The organism is Acinetobacter sp. P1(2025), from assembly GCF_051390655.1.
Classification (GTDB): Bacteria; Pseudomonadota; Gammaproteobacteria; order Pseudomonadales; family Moraxellaceae; genus Acinetobacter; species Acinetobacter junii.
Genome location: NZ_JBPKBJ010000038.1, coordinates 1 through 16834 on the forward strand (window position 1 = coordinate 1; position 16834 = coordinate 16834).

Consider the following 16834-nt stretch of genomic DNA (forward strand, 5'->3'; position numbering starts at 1 on the left):
GATGGATGTCTGGTGATTTGTAGTCATAAATTTTAGTCCCCACTTGTTTTTAAGTGGGGACTAAATTAAGGCTTATAGGATGAATTCATAAGGTGTGTTCAGCGGACGCTTACGTTTCTTTAACCAATTGAGCCTGAACTTGGGTTGGTACAGCATGATTGGCTGTGTTTCCAACCATCATATTTTGTTTGGATGTATCAAGTTGAGGCTCTTGTTTCTTGGTGGGTGGCGGTGTCGCTGAATATGTAGTTACACCCTTCGCATCTACCCATTTGTAGTATTCTTTCGCATTAAGTTGAAATGAACTACTCATCAAACCAATACTAACGATTGCCAAAAGCTGACTAAAAGTGACACATTTCATCCCCTTTCCCCAAAAAATGTCATTTATCTATATTTTTCAATTACTTATATATAATAATATCACATTTATATTGTAAAAGTACTATAAAAATACCTGCCTTATCTAAACAAGGCAGGTTTTATAAAGTTTATCTAGAAGCGCCAGTTGTAGAATAAGTCGATAGCTCGTTCTAAGGACTGACTTGCTTCCAAATAAAGTCGACGATTCATTTGATATCGCAAAGTCAATTTATTGACAGGTGTAAATACACCAATACCATAACGGATAAATAAGTCTGGAGTAATATAACCCGTTAAACTCACTTGGGTATCGTCGCCAGTTCCCTGAGCATCTAATGCCAATCCACTTAAGCCAAAAGTTCGTCCAATTTGATTCGTTAAAGCTCTAGTTCCACCTAAACCCATGCTGATCCCAGCGGCAGCGATTGTATTATTAACATCAGATTTGAATCCTTCAGTGTTACTTAAACCACTACCACCTTCATTAATACGTCCTGTTAATAATGCATTGAGTGCTTCTTGCTCAGACAGACCTGCATCATTGTACACTTGAACATTAGGGACGGTCGCTGTACCCGTAACACGCACACCAACCATGCTTCCTTGTACAGGTTTATTTGCATCAATATCTAAGGTTGGGTTTGCAAGAGGTCCATTAAAACGAGCAATTGCACGATTCAAGTCGAGACTCTGACCATAAGCTTCGATCTTCACTTTCTGGCTTACACCAATTGCACCATTTGCTCGCATGGCTGTTTCTAAACCACGTTGTGACAGATGTAGACGTCCGACCAATGGGATATTACTTTCAAAGCCTTGGAAAATAACTTGATTCCCTAGATTTACCGTCATATCAGCTCGGATATCCCATGGTTTCGCTGCTTTTAAAGTAGCGAGTAGATCTTGTCCTTGATGCACCACACGTACATCAGGTGAAACATTCACCACCGTTGCTGAACTTTCTGGCATGGAAATGCGAGCACGAGGAACATCAATCGTACCTTTTAAACTTAAACGTTGAGCAAATGGATAAACATCCAAGCTTAAATCGGGTTTAACAATCGCTGTAATGATTGGTGCTTGGCGAACTAATAGATTATCGCCTTTAAGTGTTAATGCTAAATGAGGATCATTTTTCCAGTCAAAGCTACCTTTTAAACGACCTACACCTTGTCCACTATTAAATGCACCATCTATGCTTGCTGAATCTTGTCGAATCGAAGAGTAAAGCTGAATATTATTTAAATTCACAGGTAATGAAATCATACTAATAGCGCCATTTTTCAATCGCATTTCACCTGTAAATTGTGGTTGTGTTAAAGTTCCGTCCACTTTTCCAGCAAGCGATAAGGTGCCAGCCATAGAACGTACATCTTTAATAAATGGCTTAAATACTTTGAGCTGAACTTCATCAAAAGCAATTTCACCGCGCATTGGCATATTGCTTTGGAATGGATTAATAATCACATTGGCATAACCTGTTCCAATATCAGGTGTTTTCATATCCACTCTGAATAACAATCCTTCACCAACGCTTTTTGCGATCAAACTAAGTTCATCATAAGTGACGGTTGTTGCAGGATCTTGGGGATCAGCAGCAGCAAGACCAATTTCACCTTTACGGGTTACTAATGTCGCATCTAATTTTGGTCGCGTACCATTTGCCCATGATGCACGTGCATAACCATTTAACTGTCCTGTAACAGCTAAACCTTCTGGCATAAATGCAGCAAAATCATTTAAATCAAGATTTTTTGTGAGAAAAGAAACATTTCCTTTAGTTTTACTTATACGTGCAGCCTGATCAAGGCATAACTGGCTATGAGAGCTTGACCAACAATGCTGTCCCACAAACAGTTCAGCCGCAGATGAGGTATATATAATCGGCGCACTTTGATTCTGTACTAGACTAATTCTACGCGAAGTGAAATTACCTTTTTGCAACTGACCTAACCAATCGTTGTTTTGATTAAATCCACCTGCGAGTTGAACATAAAAATTAGACTGCTTATTTTTACTTTCAACTTTTAACAAATGCGCTTTGCGAGTACCAGCGAGATTCACAACTGCATTTTCAATTTCACGATTTCCATTGCGTACTTGATTTACCTTCGCAGTTAAAATCGTTGGTGTGGTCTCTGAAGTTGGTAGTTCACCTTGCACACGTAATGACTTAATACTAACTAGGTTATTAAATGCAAAATTATCTACAGCGATGTTTGCTGTTGCTTTCAGTTTCGGTTGAGATTGTATATTTAAATTACCATACGCTCGACCATGCAATCCGGGATAGATTTCATACAAAGCTGGTGCGTTTAATTTAACTTTTAAACTTTGTGCATTACCAGTTGCTTGTAATTGGTTTTGTGCATATGCAAAAAATAAATCATTTGCTTCAAATTGTTGTGGTAAGAACCCTTTTTGATTTGAATCAAGCAAAAGTGTTAAATTACCTCGTCCTCGAACTGGTTTATTGTTAATAAAACCTGCCGCATTGAGTTGACGTATATCAACTCGTTTTAGGTCATCAGACCACACACCCTGTGATTTGACATGTCCTGAAATTTCACCTTTGACACTTGAAACAAAATATTGGGGCTTGAAACGAACTAATGAGGTTTCAATATTCCAACCTAATTTATCTTTTAGATTGACTGAGCCTGTTGCAAATAATTTACCAGCCACACCATCATGCTTTAACTCATTAATTTTGACGTAATCTGGTGTGCCAGCAACATCAATTTTTAATAATCCATTTGCCTGATTTAAAGCATTTAATGAACCATCATACTGAACTGCATAACTCTTAAATCCACCACCATTTTTTTGATCATGGAAAATTAAAGCTGCTGTACTTTTTCCTTTAAGTGCAATTTTTTCAGATGTATTTGATTGGGCTAACTGACCATTTAAATCAATATTATCAAATTGAATAATCTGCTGATTTGGTTTAGCAAAACCTTTAGCAACAATTTGTCCATTTAATAAATTTACTGGTGCAGCTGTAGCTACAGTTTGTGGATTGAAATTATCTGCTTTAAGCGTTGCACTCCATGAGAGTTGCTGTTTTTCAGTCGGAAGTTTAATTTTTGCTAGACCCGATAAGCTTCCATTTTCTGCCTGATAACGAAAATTTTCGATATCTAACAAACTATCTTTAACATCTAAGCGAGCATCATATTTACCCGTTGGCAATACTGTTTTTTCATGTGGCTTTACAGTAGTCGAAACAAAGATATCTTGCTGACCTTCTTTAAGTGTAATGTTGGTTTGACCATTATCACTACTTAGCCAACCAATATATGGCACTGCTCGATCAATTCCTTGCCAAGCAATATCAACTAACATCGGTTGAGGTTTATTGGATATCGCTTTTGCTTGATTAAGTTTTACATTCCAAGTCTCGTATTGATCAAAAGCCAGTTGTGCATTCAATGCCAACCCTTTTTCCATAGAACCAATTGAACTCAGATTTGCGTCCAACGTTGGTGGCAAAAAGTCCTGAGCTACCTGAGGGATGATTTTATTTTTAGGATTAAGTCGATCAAGTCGACCTTTAATGTCCCATGCAACATGATCTTTCCAACTTACAATCCCTTTTAGTGAAACGCTACCATTCATCACCTGACCGTTAAAATCCTGAATATTTAACTGGTTTCTAAGGTCCGTTTCCATCAAAGCATTATATTTCCCTTCAGGAATTTGCTTACCTTTAAGATCGGTATCTAAACTTAAAATAAGTTTTTTGATGTTACCGTTAAAACGTGCAACACCATCTTTAGCAAATAATTTTTGTTCTTTTAATAAAGGCAAATGATAGTTTTTGAATAAAAGCTCGCCCTGCATTGGCACACCATCACGTACTGGATGTAAAACAGTCCAGCCTGTGAGCAAATCTGGTGTTTGCGTTGCTACACCTGCTTTTAGCGTATCTAATGTACCTGAAGCAACTACCTTTATGACATTGATATCTAAATTTTTAAGAGATGGAATAATAAGATCAGCTTTTGCATCAATCGGATATTTACCACTAAAATCCATCTGACCTGTCGCATTCTTTACAGCCAAATATCCCATGTCCATATGTGAGTCTTCAAACTCTAATTTGGTACCTGACCATAGGGCATCTTTCAAATAAATATCATTAAACTTCACTTCAGATGTTGTTGTCTTAATGACTAAATGATCTAAATTCGCCTCATCAACTCTTAATACAAAAGGAAGCTTGATTGCATCAAATGCAAATGGCTTTCCTGATGGTGGCTTTTTATTAATAACTTTTAGATTTTGAACATCAGCATGGCTTAAATGTATTTCTTTTTTGAATACTGCACGCCAACCCAAAGATACATCAGCACGATCAAGCGAAACATCTACAGCTTTCAGTTGGACAAGAACATTTTTTAAAATGATTCCTGAAAGTAAATTACCACTTTCATATTCATAACGAATCATCTTTTGACTTTGCAAAACACGATCAAGTAGAAAACGGCTGCCTTTATCCATAGACATCATGACAAGTAATGAACTGATAAGTACTACAAGAGTCATTAACAGGACTAAAACAATAGTTCTAATCGTATGACGCTGTTTTTTCGGTCCATTTGAAGGCGTTAATTGCTGTTCTACTTCCGACATAATCAACCTGATTTTTTAACCTTTGAATAGGTTTTATTTAAGATTATTAAAGTTGTGGACCAATAAAAAAGTGTAAACGAATTGGATTATTGTCGTTGGATATACCAGAAGCGACATCCAGTCGAATTGGACCAATTGGTGAGCGCCAACGTATACCAACACCTATACTATATTCTGTAGGGTTGCTAAATTGTTTATCATAAGCATTACCAAAATCGGAAAATACGGCTGCTCGCCAACCATCTTTAAATTGATAATTATATTCAAATGAGCCAACACCTAGGGCTTGACCACCAATTTTATAGCCATCTTCTTCAGGTGATAAGCTTTTATAGTCAAAACCACGTAATGATTGATCACCACCTGTAAAGAATCTTAAATTATAAGGAACTTTATTGAAATCATCGGTAAAAATATAACTAGCATCGCCACGACCTACAAACTGATGATCTTCATTTTCACCTAATGAATAAATAAATCGCCATCCAGCAGTTAAAATAGCCATGTTAGCATCAGATAATAAGGATTCTGATCCCAATTCGACTTTATAAGTTTGCTTAAATCCTTTTGTCGGATTTAACCGAGAGTTTGCATTCGTTTTCGATGCCTCATAACCGAATAACAATGATTCCTGTTCTGAATCAATACCTGAAACTTTAAATGCATCAGGTAATTCGTCAACATTGACATCACCTTTTTTTGTTAATCGATCTAGACGATAACGAAAACCCATCGTATGTTGCCAATCACCAAGAGGATTCTTAATGATTCGCTCTCCACCTAAAACTGCTGATTCAACCAATAGATTTATATCAGGACCAATATCATCACGTTCTTCACGCTCATAACCACCAACTAAGTTAAAGTAATCGTTGAGTGGATGTTTATATGGAATGCTATAACGACCATCGATTGATTGACGAATTTGTGAAAGCTCAATATTGGCATCAAATGCATGACCATATTTATTTACGATTGCACGTCTGTATTGACTACGAATACGGGGACCCGTATCAGTTCCGTAACCAATACCCGTCTCTAAGCTATTCAATCGATCTGCATTTAAAGTCACGACTACAGGAATTTTTTTCTCAATACGAGTTTGTTCTTCTAATTTTTGACGTTCTTCCTCTTCATCATCATGGTCATCAGCAAGTGGCATCGCTCTAGCCAATGCATAAGGCTGTGCAGATTGACCACCAGAGAACTGGGATTCATCAACTACATCTTGTGTAACCTCTTGAGAGGATGTGACTTTCTGCCTAGCTAAATCTGCTTTTTGTTGACTATTTAATAATTGAGATTCTTGAATACGTTGCTGATCGACTAAAGCTTGCAAATCAGGAGGAAGCTCTAAAGGTGGTTGAATTGGATCAGGCTTAATTGTGTCAACCAAGGTATAGTTAAAATAGCGTGTATTCGTTAAGTTATTTGCTAATAGATTCACACGCCAAAAAGCATAATCATCAGCCTCTTTCCAAGGTGCCAAACTGTCTAAAACTTTTTGAGTGAGTGGTAAAGGCTTACTTGGATCACTCATGCGATATTCAACTTTCTTAAGTTTATATCGCTCGCCTGTTTCATATTTTAAATTAATATCTGCAATTTTTTCTGGTTGACTAATCTTCACATCATGGAGTCGCCAGTATGCATCGAAGAAACCATTATCTGTAGCAGTATTGACAATTTTGCTTTTGGTCTCTTCATATTTTCCATGATTAAAAATATCTTTTTCATCTTGGATCGGAACTAAGCGAATAACTTGAAACTGAGGTAAATTTTCACCAACTCCAGTAAAGTCTATATTTTGCTCGTTGATAATTACAGGTTCATTTGGTGTAACATTGGCTTTAACTTTACTTTCACTGACTTTTTCAAACTTAAACTCTGCATTGTAATATCCTACAGCTTGAGCTGCTTGATTTGATAATGCACGTAATTGAGGTAAAGCTACTGCAAAATCATCAAATGATTCTTGCGTAAAACTCGAAAGTTTCGCTTTGATATTTGCTGCCAATTCAGGTGGCGCACCAGATACATCTGCACTAATACGAGGCACTTTGTCCGCATTTAAAATATTTTCTGGTTTGAATCGATTAATAATTTTCTTAAAAAATCCAACTTTTTCTGGTGCTAGTTCAGATCTAGCTTGGAAGTCAGCTAATGTTCTCCCAGTTTCATTTGCTTCTACAACAATTTTACTATCAGCCTGAATTTCCTGCATTAATTGATTGATGTTTACAGGTGCTTTTGTTATTTCTGTCAGTTCTGCTTGAGAAACATCATTGACTGTGGTTTGTGTGGCATTTGCTCGATAGTTTTTAGCTTCATTTTTAGCTTCTTCTGCAACACGATAGATTTCGTTTGCCATGTTCTGATCAACTGAAACTACTGGCAAATCCTCTAGATTTTCATCGAACTGTATAGGTTTTAATTCTTCAATTTGATTGATTGTTTGTTCTTGTTGTTTTAATGCAGCGAGACTATCTAATTCTGAAACAGTTACAGGCGATGGCTCTACTGTTGCCGATACATTCACATCCGCCGAAACTAAAGTTTGTAATGTTTGATCAGAAGATGATGGTGTCTCTATTGAATTAATTTTAAACATATCAGCAATTTGCTCTTGAGCACAAGCAACTGATATAAAAGAACTAATTATAAAACTACTACAAATAAGTTTAGGAAATCCCTGCATTTTAAATATTAAATGCATAGAATGAACCAGTGTTGACTGTTTAAACTTATCTTTAGATGGCATGTGAAACTCTAAACTTATTTTTAATTTATCTTTTTTGATGGGTGAAAATTTCTTCAAATCTTTGATTTTCATCCAATCAAACATTGAAAGTATCATACATGCATTTTCTAGTATTTTTACAGTAAGTCACATTTTTTTTATAAAACACAATGAAGTGAACACATGATGAAACAAGATGACCACTTAATGACATCACGTCGGTTTGTCCCGATGTTTTTCACTCAATTTTTTGGGGCATTGAATGATAATGTATATAAGCAAGCACTGCTTTTGGTCATAACTTATGGGTGGATCCAACAACAAAGCGCACCGATTAGCACTTTAAATAATTTAGCCGCCTTGCTATTCATCTTACCCTATTTCTTCTTCTCTGCTACTGCTGGACAAATCGCGGATAAATATGAACGTTCACAACTAATTCGCTTTATTAAAATCCTTGAAATCGTGATCATGTTGATTGGTACAGCAGGTTTCTTGCTCGGAAACTTATGGCTTTTGCTTTTTGCTTTATTTTTAATGGGCACACATTCCACCTGTTTCGGTCCCATCAAATATGCCATTTTGCCTGAAATATTAAAACCTAATGAGTTAATGTCAGGAAACGCACTGTTTCAATCTGGAACCTCTATCGCAATTTTACTCGGCATGATCTTAGGTGGTGCTGTTATTGCATCTTCAGAAGGTAATTTATTGTGGATTAGTGTCACAGTTGTTACGATTGCCTGCTTAGGCTATTTAAGCAGTCGCTTTATTCTTCCGCAAAAGATTGCATCTCCTGATTTAAAAATTGATTGGAATTTTATTAGAACCAGTTTTCAGACATTGAGTTATGTAAAAAAAATTCCTGTTGTATTCATGATTCTACTTGGAAACTCTTGGTATTGGTTTTATGGTGCGACGTACCTCACTCAAATCCCCCAACTCACTCAACAAAATCTTCATGCATCTGAAAATGTCGTAAGCTTATTACTCACTTTCTTTTCGGTCGGGATCGGTGTCGGCTCATTACTATGCCGTAAGATCGGTGGCAGTGACATCAATATCAAGATGGTTCCTTATGGCGCAATTGGTTTGACTGTATTTGCACTTTACTTAGCTGCAAGTCTTGCATTTGTACCTGAACGCACTGGTGAACTTCTTAATTTAAAAGATATGTTTACGCAAGGTTTGGTTTACTACCATGTCATGATCGCTGTAACGCTACTTGGAATTAGTGGTGGATTTTATATCGTTCCTCTATATGCCATGATGCAAGCATATTCACCACGTTCACATCGTGCTCGTGTCGTTGCTGCAAACAATATTCTAAATGCTGTTTTCATGGTCAGTTCAGCAATTTTTTCAATTTTAATCTTAAGCATTTTAAAAATTGATATTAAAATCTTATTTATCATCACAGCCGTTTTAAGTGCTTTTTTCTCAATTTGGTTATTGAAGCGCTTACAACCTCTGTTAGCGAATGCTCCCCATACTCTAGAGGATTAATATATGCGTCATTACACAGGTCTCGATAAGATGATCAATTCATTTGACCAAGCATTACGCAGCTTAGTTCCTGGTGCTACGACATCACAACGCAACAATCCTGCAGAAGAAACCCCTTCACAGTTATGTGTTAGCGATGCTCGTCATGTTGCGGGATTAATGCGAGTTAATCATAGCGGAGAAGTCTGCGCTCAAGCGCTTTATCATGGACAAGCACTGACAGCAAAGCTTCCACATGTTAAACAAGAAATGCAACAAGCAGCACTTGAAGAGCAAGACCACTTAGCATGGTGTGAAGATCGTTTAAAAGAATTAGACAGTCATACCAGTATTTTAAATCCGATATGGTATGGTTTATCTTATGGTATGGGTGCAATTGCAGGCATTGCAGGTGATAAATATAGCTTGGGGTTTGTTGCTGAAACAGAACGTCAAGTCAGCCAGCACTTACAAGAGCATATACAGCAGCTTCCAGCTCATGATGAACGTTCACGTAAAATTTTAGAACAAATGAATGAAGATGAATTGCATCATCGCGAAACTGCATTAAATGCTGGCGGCGTAGAACTTCCTGTGCCTGTTAAAATCACGATGACAGCCATCTCAAAATTGATGACTAAAACAAGTTATTACCTTTAAAATTTGTGTAATACTGGGAGTTGCGATGATGTAACTCCCTACACTTCATTAAAATAGTACTAATTATTGCAAAACAATTTTTCCTTTATCTTTTGAGTAACGGTCATACCAGAAACTTTCAGATCCTTTTTCCTGATCCGTGAAAATCGTGTAATTAATTTTTCCCTGCCTAAAAGTTAATTGACCTTTTTTCTTAATTGCAATGACTCGATAATCATTCACCCATACTCGCTCTTTATCATCAATTTTGATACTAGCAAGTATCTTCCCATCCGTTCTTTCAGCAATCCACTGTGGTTCAACACTTCTTTTACCTTCCAGTGCATCCTGTGTATTATTTTCTACAAATCCTGCTTTTATATTCTCTTGTTTAGATTTTCTTATATCACAACCTTGCAATTCACTCAGCTGAGTACAACCTGATTGTTCTAATTGGTGTCTATATTTTCATCAATTGCAAAAGCTTGATTGGTGATCAAGATACTCGGAAGAATTGACAAAACAAGAAGTATATTTCTCATATTATTACCGTTTAAAAGCTTATAAGAGTTATTCAAACACTGATAAACTCAACATGTATGTATCACAATTGTTGAATCAAAAAATAAAAACCATTTATTCAATGGGTTCTATTTATATATACCAAGTTTTCTTAATGAACTACTGTAATCCGCGCTCTGCTTTGAATCGCTCGAGATTTCTTACTGCATCTTGATAACGATACTGAACTCTGCTGCTATTTAAACGCAGATCATATAAACGCCTTTTGTAATCATCCCGAACTTTTACTGATAAATCTTTACGCTCTAATTCCTTTAAATAATAACTAATATCTGTCTGTGAACGTTCAAACTCAGAATTAGCTTGGTAGTATTCATGTGCTACTTGATAATATGTACGTAATGAATCACGTTTTTCAATCGGACAAACACGATAATCACCACGTCCTTCCAAAGCTTCATCAAAGATTGTCTCTGGACGGCAATAAAAATTTAATCCTTTCTGATAACCCTTTTCATATAAGTTTTGATTCGGAGTAATGTTTGCCTTTTGACACGAAGAATAATATTGATCAAGTCTAGATTCACGACCTGCTGAACCGTCTTTCTCACCAACATTAAACCAATTTGCAGTTTTACATTGCTCAACACTCATTGCTGCGCAGCCAGAAAGCAAAAATGATAATGTTGTAAGCAGGAAAATGACTTTCATTAATGAGTCCTTTTATTATCGTAATCTTTAAAATTATATTTTGATGACTGGATATTGTAGCTTGTCATCATAATTTAATGCTTCATGCTGCCACAATTCAAGCAATGGAATTTTAACATCATTTGCTAATGGTAATTTTTTAGGATTGAATTGCATATGCTTTAAATCTTTCCCCCAAGCAATAACGTCTATATCCAAACTAATATAATGAGATGGACGAACACGACCTGATTGGGTTTCAAGATACTTTAGAATATCCAAGACTTCATCCACGGTCAGCTCACTTTTTAATAAGCATGCTGAATTCCAGTAATCTGCACCTACGGCATCTCTACAAGGAATTTGATAAATCGCTGAAAATTCCACTTTTCCTAATTGCGCAAGCTGAGCATATGCAAAAGTGAAATTCTGCTGCTGTTGAACATTACTCGCCAGTGCGAGCGCAAAAATCGTTTCTGTTGCGTTCAAGGCGAATTCCTACTGCATTGGCTTGTGCAATAATTGCGGGTTTACGAATTGTTATAATAATTGACTCAATCGAGGGAAATACTAAAAATAATTTTTCAAGAACTAACTGTGCTGCATGCTCTATTAACTTAGGTTTTGCTTGTTGAATCACTTGAGCAGCTAGTTCACATATTTGTGCATAGTTTAATGTATCGTCTAGCTCATCAGATTGTGCAGCCTGATTAAGATCATTATGAATGGTTAGATCTAACATTAAAGGTTGAATGATTTGGCGCTCCCAATTGAAACACCCTATCACCGTATCAACTTTTAATCCTTCTATAATAATGGCATCCATAATGACCCAATAAACTGATAATTTAATTAATGCTTTAGAAATGAAGCAGGTTCAATATTGTGAACCATTTTCAAACGTTGGTCAGCATAAATATCAGTATAAGGCGCTAAAACTCGCATGAAACGATCAAAATATAACATTTGTTTGAATAACAAAGCGAAGTCACGCGGGAATTTGATGCCATGACGCTCACCAACCCCAATCATGTCCATCATGATGTCATTCAAATCAGCAGGGTTAGAACTTAAAATTTCTTGAGGGTCTGCCAACAGCACACCACTAAATAAACGTTCTAAATCATCTGCTAAGACTTGAGTATCGATCTTATGATGCGTCATCCCCATCTTAAGCATATTTTCAGCCATCGCAGCGTAATTGGTATGCTGTAAAGCATCCATAAATGCCATGCAAGCCGTCCATACTTCAGGTTTTAATTGACCTACAATCCCAAAATCGATAAAACCAACACGACCATCTTCAAGCAACATTAAATTTCCAGCATGTAAATCAGCATGGAAACTCTTACATAGCATTAAACTACCAAACCACGTATTCATCGCTGTAATTAATACTTGAGTTGGATCTTTAGCGTATTTTTTTACCACATCAAAATCAGTCAAAGATACGCCATATAAACGTTGCATCGTTAAAACACGGCGCGTTGAAAACTGATGATAAACTTTTGGCGCTGTTGCAGCTTGATTGCCCGAAACATTGAGATACTGTACAAAGTCATCCAAGTTTTGTGCTTCTTCAATAAAATCCACTTCACGCACCATGCGTGTTTTGATTTCGTCTACTATTTCAGATAATGACGCAAATTTAATTTTTGGAACTGCACGCTCTAACAGCTTAGTCGCCCAATGTACGACGTTTAAGTCAGTATAAAGAATGGTTTCAACACCTGGTTTTTGTACTTTTAGTACGACATCTTCACCTGTCACAAGTTTTGCAGCATGCACCTGAGCAATAGAAGCTGAAGCTAATGGTTTTTCATCAATGAAACTAAAAATTTCATTCAAGTTTTTACCTTCAAACTCTTCAGCAAGTACCTCTTGGATATAGCTAAACGGTAAAGTTGGTGTTTGATCTAAGCACCCTTGGAATTCCTCAACATATTCACGAGGAAATAGTGATGGTGTACTTGCAATAAACTGACCCAATTTAATATATGTAGAACCTAGCGACTCAAATGTCTCACGCATTAGTTTTGCGTTGCTTGGCTTCTCAGTTGCATATTTCACACCTGCCTGTGCAGCAACAATCACTGTTTCACCTATCCGTGCAACAGAACGCAATCCATCAAATAAGATATTTCTTTTCATAATCTTTCATTGCCTCATAGATGGCATTAGTTTAGCAAATTTCAGAAACTTTACTGTTTAAGTTGCCCGACAAACTGGACAATTTGCATCTTTTTCAAATTTAAGAATACGTTGCGATAGATTTAAACCATTCCAGAGTAATAGCTTTTGCTTCAGTGGTGTTAATCCCAAGCCTAGAAATAGCAATGTGTGATGTGCTTGTAATGACGCTATCATTACAGGAGTTGTTGCTAACACGCCTGACTCTGCACAACGCATACCCTCATTTGCGTGATCTTCTTTAGGAAATAGACATTCATAACAAGCAGAATCTGACTCCACCATGAACATTTGTCCTTCAAATCCGATTGCAGAAGCGCTAATTAGAGGGACTTGATATTTCTTACAGATCGCATTGGCTAAATAACGTGTCGTAAAGTTATCACACCCATCCAACACTACATCTTGATGCTGTATTAAATCATCAGCATTCGTTTCATCAAATCGTATGTTTTTATAGCTAACATGTATGTGCGGATTAATCACTTGTAAGTGTTTTGCTAATATTTCGGCTTTGTAGCGACCGATATCATTTGGAGCGAACGCAATTTGACGTTGTAAATTACTCATTTCAATTGTATCAGCATCTACAATCGTGATTTTTCCAACGCCTGCTCGTGCGAGTAGCTCCGCACTAGTACACCCTATTCCACCAGCTCCAATAATCAGTACATTTGCTAATTTTAATTTTTCTTGAGCTTCAATATCCCAACCATCAAGTAAGATTTGACGACTATAAAGATGCATTTCATCATTAGTTAATTCAAATTCGTTTTCTGGATGAATTGACACACTGATTCTCTTGCTAGCTCTAAAGACTTTAGATTTTAAGTATATGAATGTACTAATGGAAGATAATTTTTTTCATACATGCATTTTGGCTTTGACTATATCTAGGTTTTAACCCAATATTGTAGGCACTCTTTAACAGCATAATAAAATCAATTACTTATGATTTAAGATTAAAACTTTGGTTATTTTATTTTTTTAGAAATAACTCTATGTTTTATTTTGAAATTTTAGGTATATTTTATTGTTCACTACCGCATAGGTAGCTTAGAAAAGATCGACATTTGTATATGCGTGAATATCGCATGTTCACTACCGCATAGGTAGCTTAGAAAATAACAGGGGACTTGTATCACCCTTATGAAGCGTTCACTACCGCATAGGTAGCTTAGAAAAAATGGATTGTCACTAATTCCGCCTCCTGTGCGTTCACTACCGCATAGGTAGCTTAGAAACCCAAGAAGACAAAACAACAAATGACCGTACTGTTCACTACCGCATAGGTAGCTTAGAAAATCGATACAAGTAAGAAACGTACACCTGCTGGGTTCACTACCGCATAGGTAGCTTAGAAACATACATTGGGAATTAGACTTTACTGCTTGGTGTTCACTACCGCATAGGTAGCTTAGAAATTTTTCTTGTGTTTGATGTTCTTCTGTTTTAGGTTCACTACCGCATAGGTAGCTTAGAAATCAAATCACGGGTTAGCTTTTCACACTGATACGTTCACTACCGCATAGGTAGCTTAGAAAATGCTGTCACCCTTTGCCTTTATTATTCTCATGTTCACTACCGCATAGGTAGCTTAGAAATGTTGCAGGAGAAACTGGAACGGATGTCCCATGTTCACTACCGCATAGGTAGCTTAGAAAGCGAAATTCGATGTAATCGCCATATGTAGTCGGTTCACTACCGCATAGGTAGCTTAGAAAAACAAATCTATTCGAATTAATCCGCTTTCAAAGTTCACTACCGCATAGGTAGCTTAGAAAATCCCGAAGATTACACCAGTCCGAATTGCAAGGTTCACTACCGCATAGGTAGCTTAGAAAAAGCTCTCATGATTCGTTGCGATAGTTCTTCGGTTCACTACCGCATAGGTAGCTTAGAAAATACAAAAACCTCAAATCGTCAGAGGCAATAAGTTCACTACCGCATAGGTAGCTTAGAAAAGCTACAGTGAACGGCATCTCATCTCGTCTGTGTTCACTACCGCATAGGTTGCTTATGACACTTTGAACAAAGATACCACCCATTGATTTGGTTACCCTAGTCACTTATATTCTTAAGAATCAAATCCGCTACGCCTTGTGGATCTTTCCACATTGGGACATGTCCCCAATCTTTAGGTTCTAGCCAATTTACATGGTCTGGCAGCTCAGATTTATTTTGACAGTCCTTCTTTCTCAAAAGCCAATCTTTTGTACCAAAGGCAATAGTTAAAGGAACTTGAATATCTTTGCCCCCGATAAAACGTCCAACATTTGCGAATGTTCTATCGAAATCTGTGGCTTTGGAAAAATCATCAATCGAGTTCAAAGCATCTTTTCTAGAAATGTTTCGACCTCCAGTTCCTATCGGGATAGATAAAAGCAACTCTCGAAACAGTGCAAATCCCATCATCTGTCTTGATATATTAGGCATGAATTTAATCGCATTTCTTAAACTAAAAAATACCATCTTTACATGTGCTGGGGATTCATCCCACAAACCTGCGGGTGAAATTGCGACGACGGAACTTGCTAATCCAACACGTGCAGCTTCTAGTGCCATCCATCCCCCCATTGAATTTCCAACAATATCTACAGGTTCATGTATACCTATAGTTTTCAACTCACGCTCTAAGGCACTAACTAAATTATGAATTGTAGGTTGAACCGATGCACCAAGACTTGGACTATCGCCAAAACCAGCTACATCAAATGCAATGACTCGTCTAGATTTACTTAATTGCTGAATTACCGGACTCCATGCTTTATTAGACATACCAATCCCATGTAACAAAACCAATGGTTTGCCTGTTCCTGCTTCTGCTCTATTCCACATTCGGAGATCCTTCTCTATCAACTTATGTAATTGCTGTACGAAAACGTAGTCTTTTCATTTACCCGACTCATCCTATCTTTTCTGATCATGCATAATTTCATAGGATTGAGCACGAAGTAATTCTTCTTTATTTTGAAACGAACTTGTACGTAACTGATTAATCGCTTGTTGTTTATTTAAGTCTGTCATTTCGCTTTTTAGAATCTGATCACGTTTTATTAAATAATTATTTACCTGACTTTGCCAAACAGCTTCCTCCTGATCAACTTTTTCCAAACGATCTGCAGCTTCTGGCCCCAATAAGCTTTCTCTCATACTACGTAATTCTTGCGGAGAACCACCCTTGTCTTTGATTTCTTGAGTGAGCTGTTGCAATTCTGAAAACTGCATAGACACTCTAACTCCGTCAGCTAAAGTTGGTGGAAGTTGGTCGATTAACTTAGCAAGCTCCATTGCCTTTTGTTGAGTAGATAAGTTTTTATTTGCATGAATTCGTAATTGCTCGATATTAAATTTATTTAAATTACGTTCATTACCAAACAAAGCTTCTATCTCTTTAGCATTAAAAAATTGCTGTTGAATTTTGTGCATTTGGTTAATGATCTTTTCTAATTCTTCAACATCTGCCGTTTTGAAATTTCCGCTGGGTTTTGCATTTTGTAAAGTATGCATATATCCAACATATTGCTCTAATAAATATGCTGCATATTTCGCTGCTGGAGCTGGTAA

The 16834-nt window shown here is 36.8% G+C and carries 10 protein-coding genes, 3 pseudogenes and 1 CRISPR repeat array; of the genes and pseudogenes, 2 read left to right on the forward strand and 11 right to left on the reverse strand.

What is annotated here, in order from left to right:
• Window positions 1-112 precede the first annotated feature (112 nt).
• From ACSC97_RS10920 to ACSC97_RS10930, 3 genes and pseudogenes are all read right to left on the reverse strand, one after another.
• Window positions 113-364, reverse strand: a pseudogene (locus ACSC97_RS10920) (DUF4124 domain-containing protein); the annotation flags it as partial.
• A 131-nt stretch (window positions 365-495) separates the two neighbouring features.
• Complete coding sequence (locus ACSC97_RS10925) at window positions 496-5001, reverse strand: translocation/assembly module TamB domain-containing protein (protein ID WP_436660920.1); 4506 nt, start codon at window positions 4999-5001, stop codon at window positions 496-498.
• A 46-nt stretch (window positions 5002-5047) separates the two neighbouring features.
• Window positions 5048-7762 (reverse strand): autotransporter assembly complex protein TamA, encoded by a 2715-nt coding sequence (locus ACSC97_RS10930; RefSeq protein ID WP_436660922.1) that lies wholly within the window; start codon window positions 7760-7762, stop codon window positions 5048-5050.
• A gap of 162 nt (window positions 7763-7924) precedes the next feature.
• Here ACSC97_RS10930 and ACSC97_RS10935 point away from each other — a divergent pair, with 162 nt between their 5' ends.
• Window positions 7925-9247 carry an MFS transporter gene (locus tag ACSC97_RS10935; RefSeq protein ID WP_004953941.1) on the forward strand — a complete coding sequence of 441 codons (1323 nt, stop codon included), beginning with the start codon at window positions 7925-7927 and terminating at the stop codon, window positions 9245-9247.
• 3 nt (window positions 9248-9250) lie between these two features.
• Window positions 9251-9886: a 2-polyprenyl-3-methyl-6-methoxy-1,4-benzoquinone monooxygenase gene (coq7, locus tag ACSC97_RS10940; protein ID WP_004911746.1), complete on the forward strand. Its 636-nt coding sequence runs from the start codon at window positions 9251-9253 to the stop codon at window positions 9884-9886.
• Between the two features lie 63 nt (window positions 9887-9949).
• On the opposite strand, the pseudogene ACSC97_RS10945 reads toward coq7, so the two are convergent.
• The 8 genes and pseudogenes from ACSC97_RS10945 to ACSC97_RS10980 form a co-directional block, all read right to left on the reverse strand.
• Window positions 9950-10407: pseudogene (locus tag ACSC97_RS10945) on the reverse strand (hypothetical protein).
• 139 nt (window positions 10408-10546) lie between these two features.
• A complete protein-coding gene (locus ACSC97_RS10950; protein ID WP_436660925.1) occupies window positions 10547-11098 on the reverse strand; it encodes a DUF2799 domain-containing protein in 552 nt (183 codons plus the stop codon).
• 33 nt (window positions 11099-11131) lie between these two features.
• Window positions 11132-11566 (reverse strand): 2-amino-4-hydroxy-6-hydroxymethyldihydropteridine diphosphokinase, encoded by a 435-nt coding sequence (locus ACSC97_RS10955; protein WP_436660927.1) that lies wholly within the window; start codon window positions 11564-11566, stop codon window positions 11132-11134.
• Entirely contained in the window at window positions 11523-11903 is a 381-nt protein-coding gene (gene folB, locus ACSC97_RS10960; protein ID WP_004911755.1) for a dihydroneopterin aldolase, read from the reverse strand. The genes ACSC97_RS10955 and folB overlap by 44 nt, the downstream gene beginning before the upstream one ends.
• 26 nt (window positions 11904-11929) lie before the next feature.
• Window positions 11930-13228: an ABC1 kinase family protein gene (locus ACSC97_RS10965; RefSeq protein WP_004911757.1), complete on the reverse strand. Its 1299-nt coding sequence runs from the start codon at window positions 13226-13228 to the stop codon at window positions 11930-11932.
• Window positions 13229-13285: 57 nt separating this feature from the next.
• Entirely contained in the window at window positions 13286-14014 is a 729-nt protein-coding gene (locus ACSC97_RS10970) for a HesA/MoeB/ThiF family protein (protein WP_168153914.1), read from the reverse strand.
• 288 nt (window positions 14015-14302) lie between these two features.
• Window positions 14303-15291: direct repeats of the CRISPR family, unit length 28 nt; unit sequence GTTCACTACCGCATAGGTAGCTTAGAAA.
• A gap of 37 nt (window positions 15292-15328) precedes the next feature.
• A complete protein-coding gene (locus ACSC97_RS10975; RefSeq protein ID WP_436660930.1) occupies window positions 15329-16105 on the reverse strand; it encodes an alpha/beta fold hydrolase in 777 nt (258 codons plus the stop codon).
• A 72-nt stretch (window positions 16106-16177) separates the two neighbouring features.
• Window positions 16178-16834: pseudogene (locus ACSC97_RS10980) on the reverse strand (lipase secretion chaperone); the annotation flags it as partial.

Bases quoted from the DNA above. Each gene is read 5' to 3' on its own strand.
- ACSC97_RS10925 (WP_436660920.1), bottom strand. From the start codon at position 5,001: ATGTCGGAAGTAGAACAGCAATTAACGCCTTCAAATGGACCGAAAAAA.
- ACSC97_RS10930 (WP_436660922.1), bottom strand. From the start codon at position 7,762: ATGCCATCTAAAGATAAGTTTAAACAGTCAACACTGGTTCATTCTATG.
- ACSC97_RS10935 (WP_004953941.1), top strand. From the start codon at position 7,925: ATGATGAAACAAGATGACCACTTAATGACATCACGTCGGTTTGTCCCG.
- coq7 (WP_004911746.1), top strand. From the start codon at position 9,251: ATGCGTCATTACACAGGTCTCGATAAGATGATCAATTCATTTGACCAA.
- ACSC97_RS10950 (WP_436660925.1), bottom strand. From the start codon at position 11,098: ATGAAAGTCATTTTCCTGCTTACAACATTATCATTTTTGCTTTCTGGC.
- folB (WP_004911755.1), bottom strand. From the start codon at position 11,903: ATGGATGCCATTATTATAGAAGGATTAAAAGTTGATACGGTGATAGGG.
- ACSC97_RS10965 (WP_004911757.1), bottom strand. From the start codon at position 13,228: ATGAAAAGAAATATCTTATTTGATGGATTGCGTTCTGTTGCACGGATA.
- ACSC97_RS10970 (WP_168153914.1), bottom strand. From the start codon at position 14,014: ATGCATCTTTATAGTCGTCAAATCTTACTTGATGGTTGGGATATTGAA.
- ACSC97_RS10975 (WP_436660930.1), bottom strand. From the start codon at position 16,105: ATGTGGAATAGAGCAGAAGCAGGAACAGGCAAACCATTGGTTTTGTTA.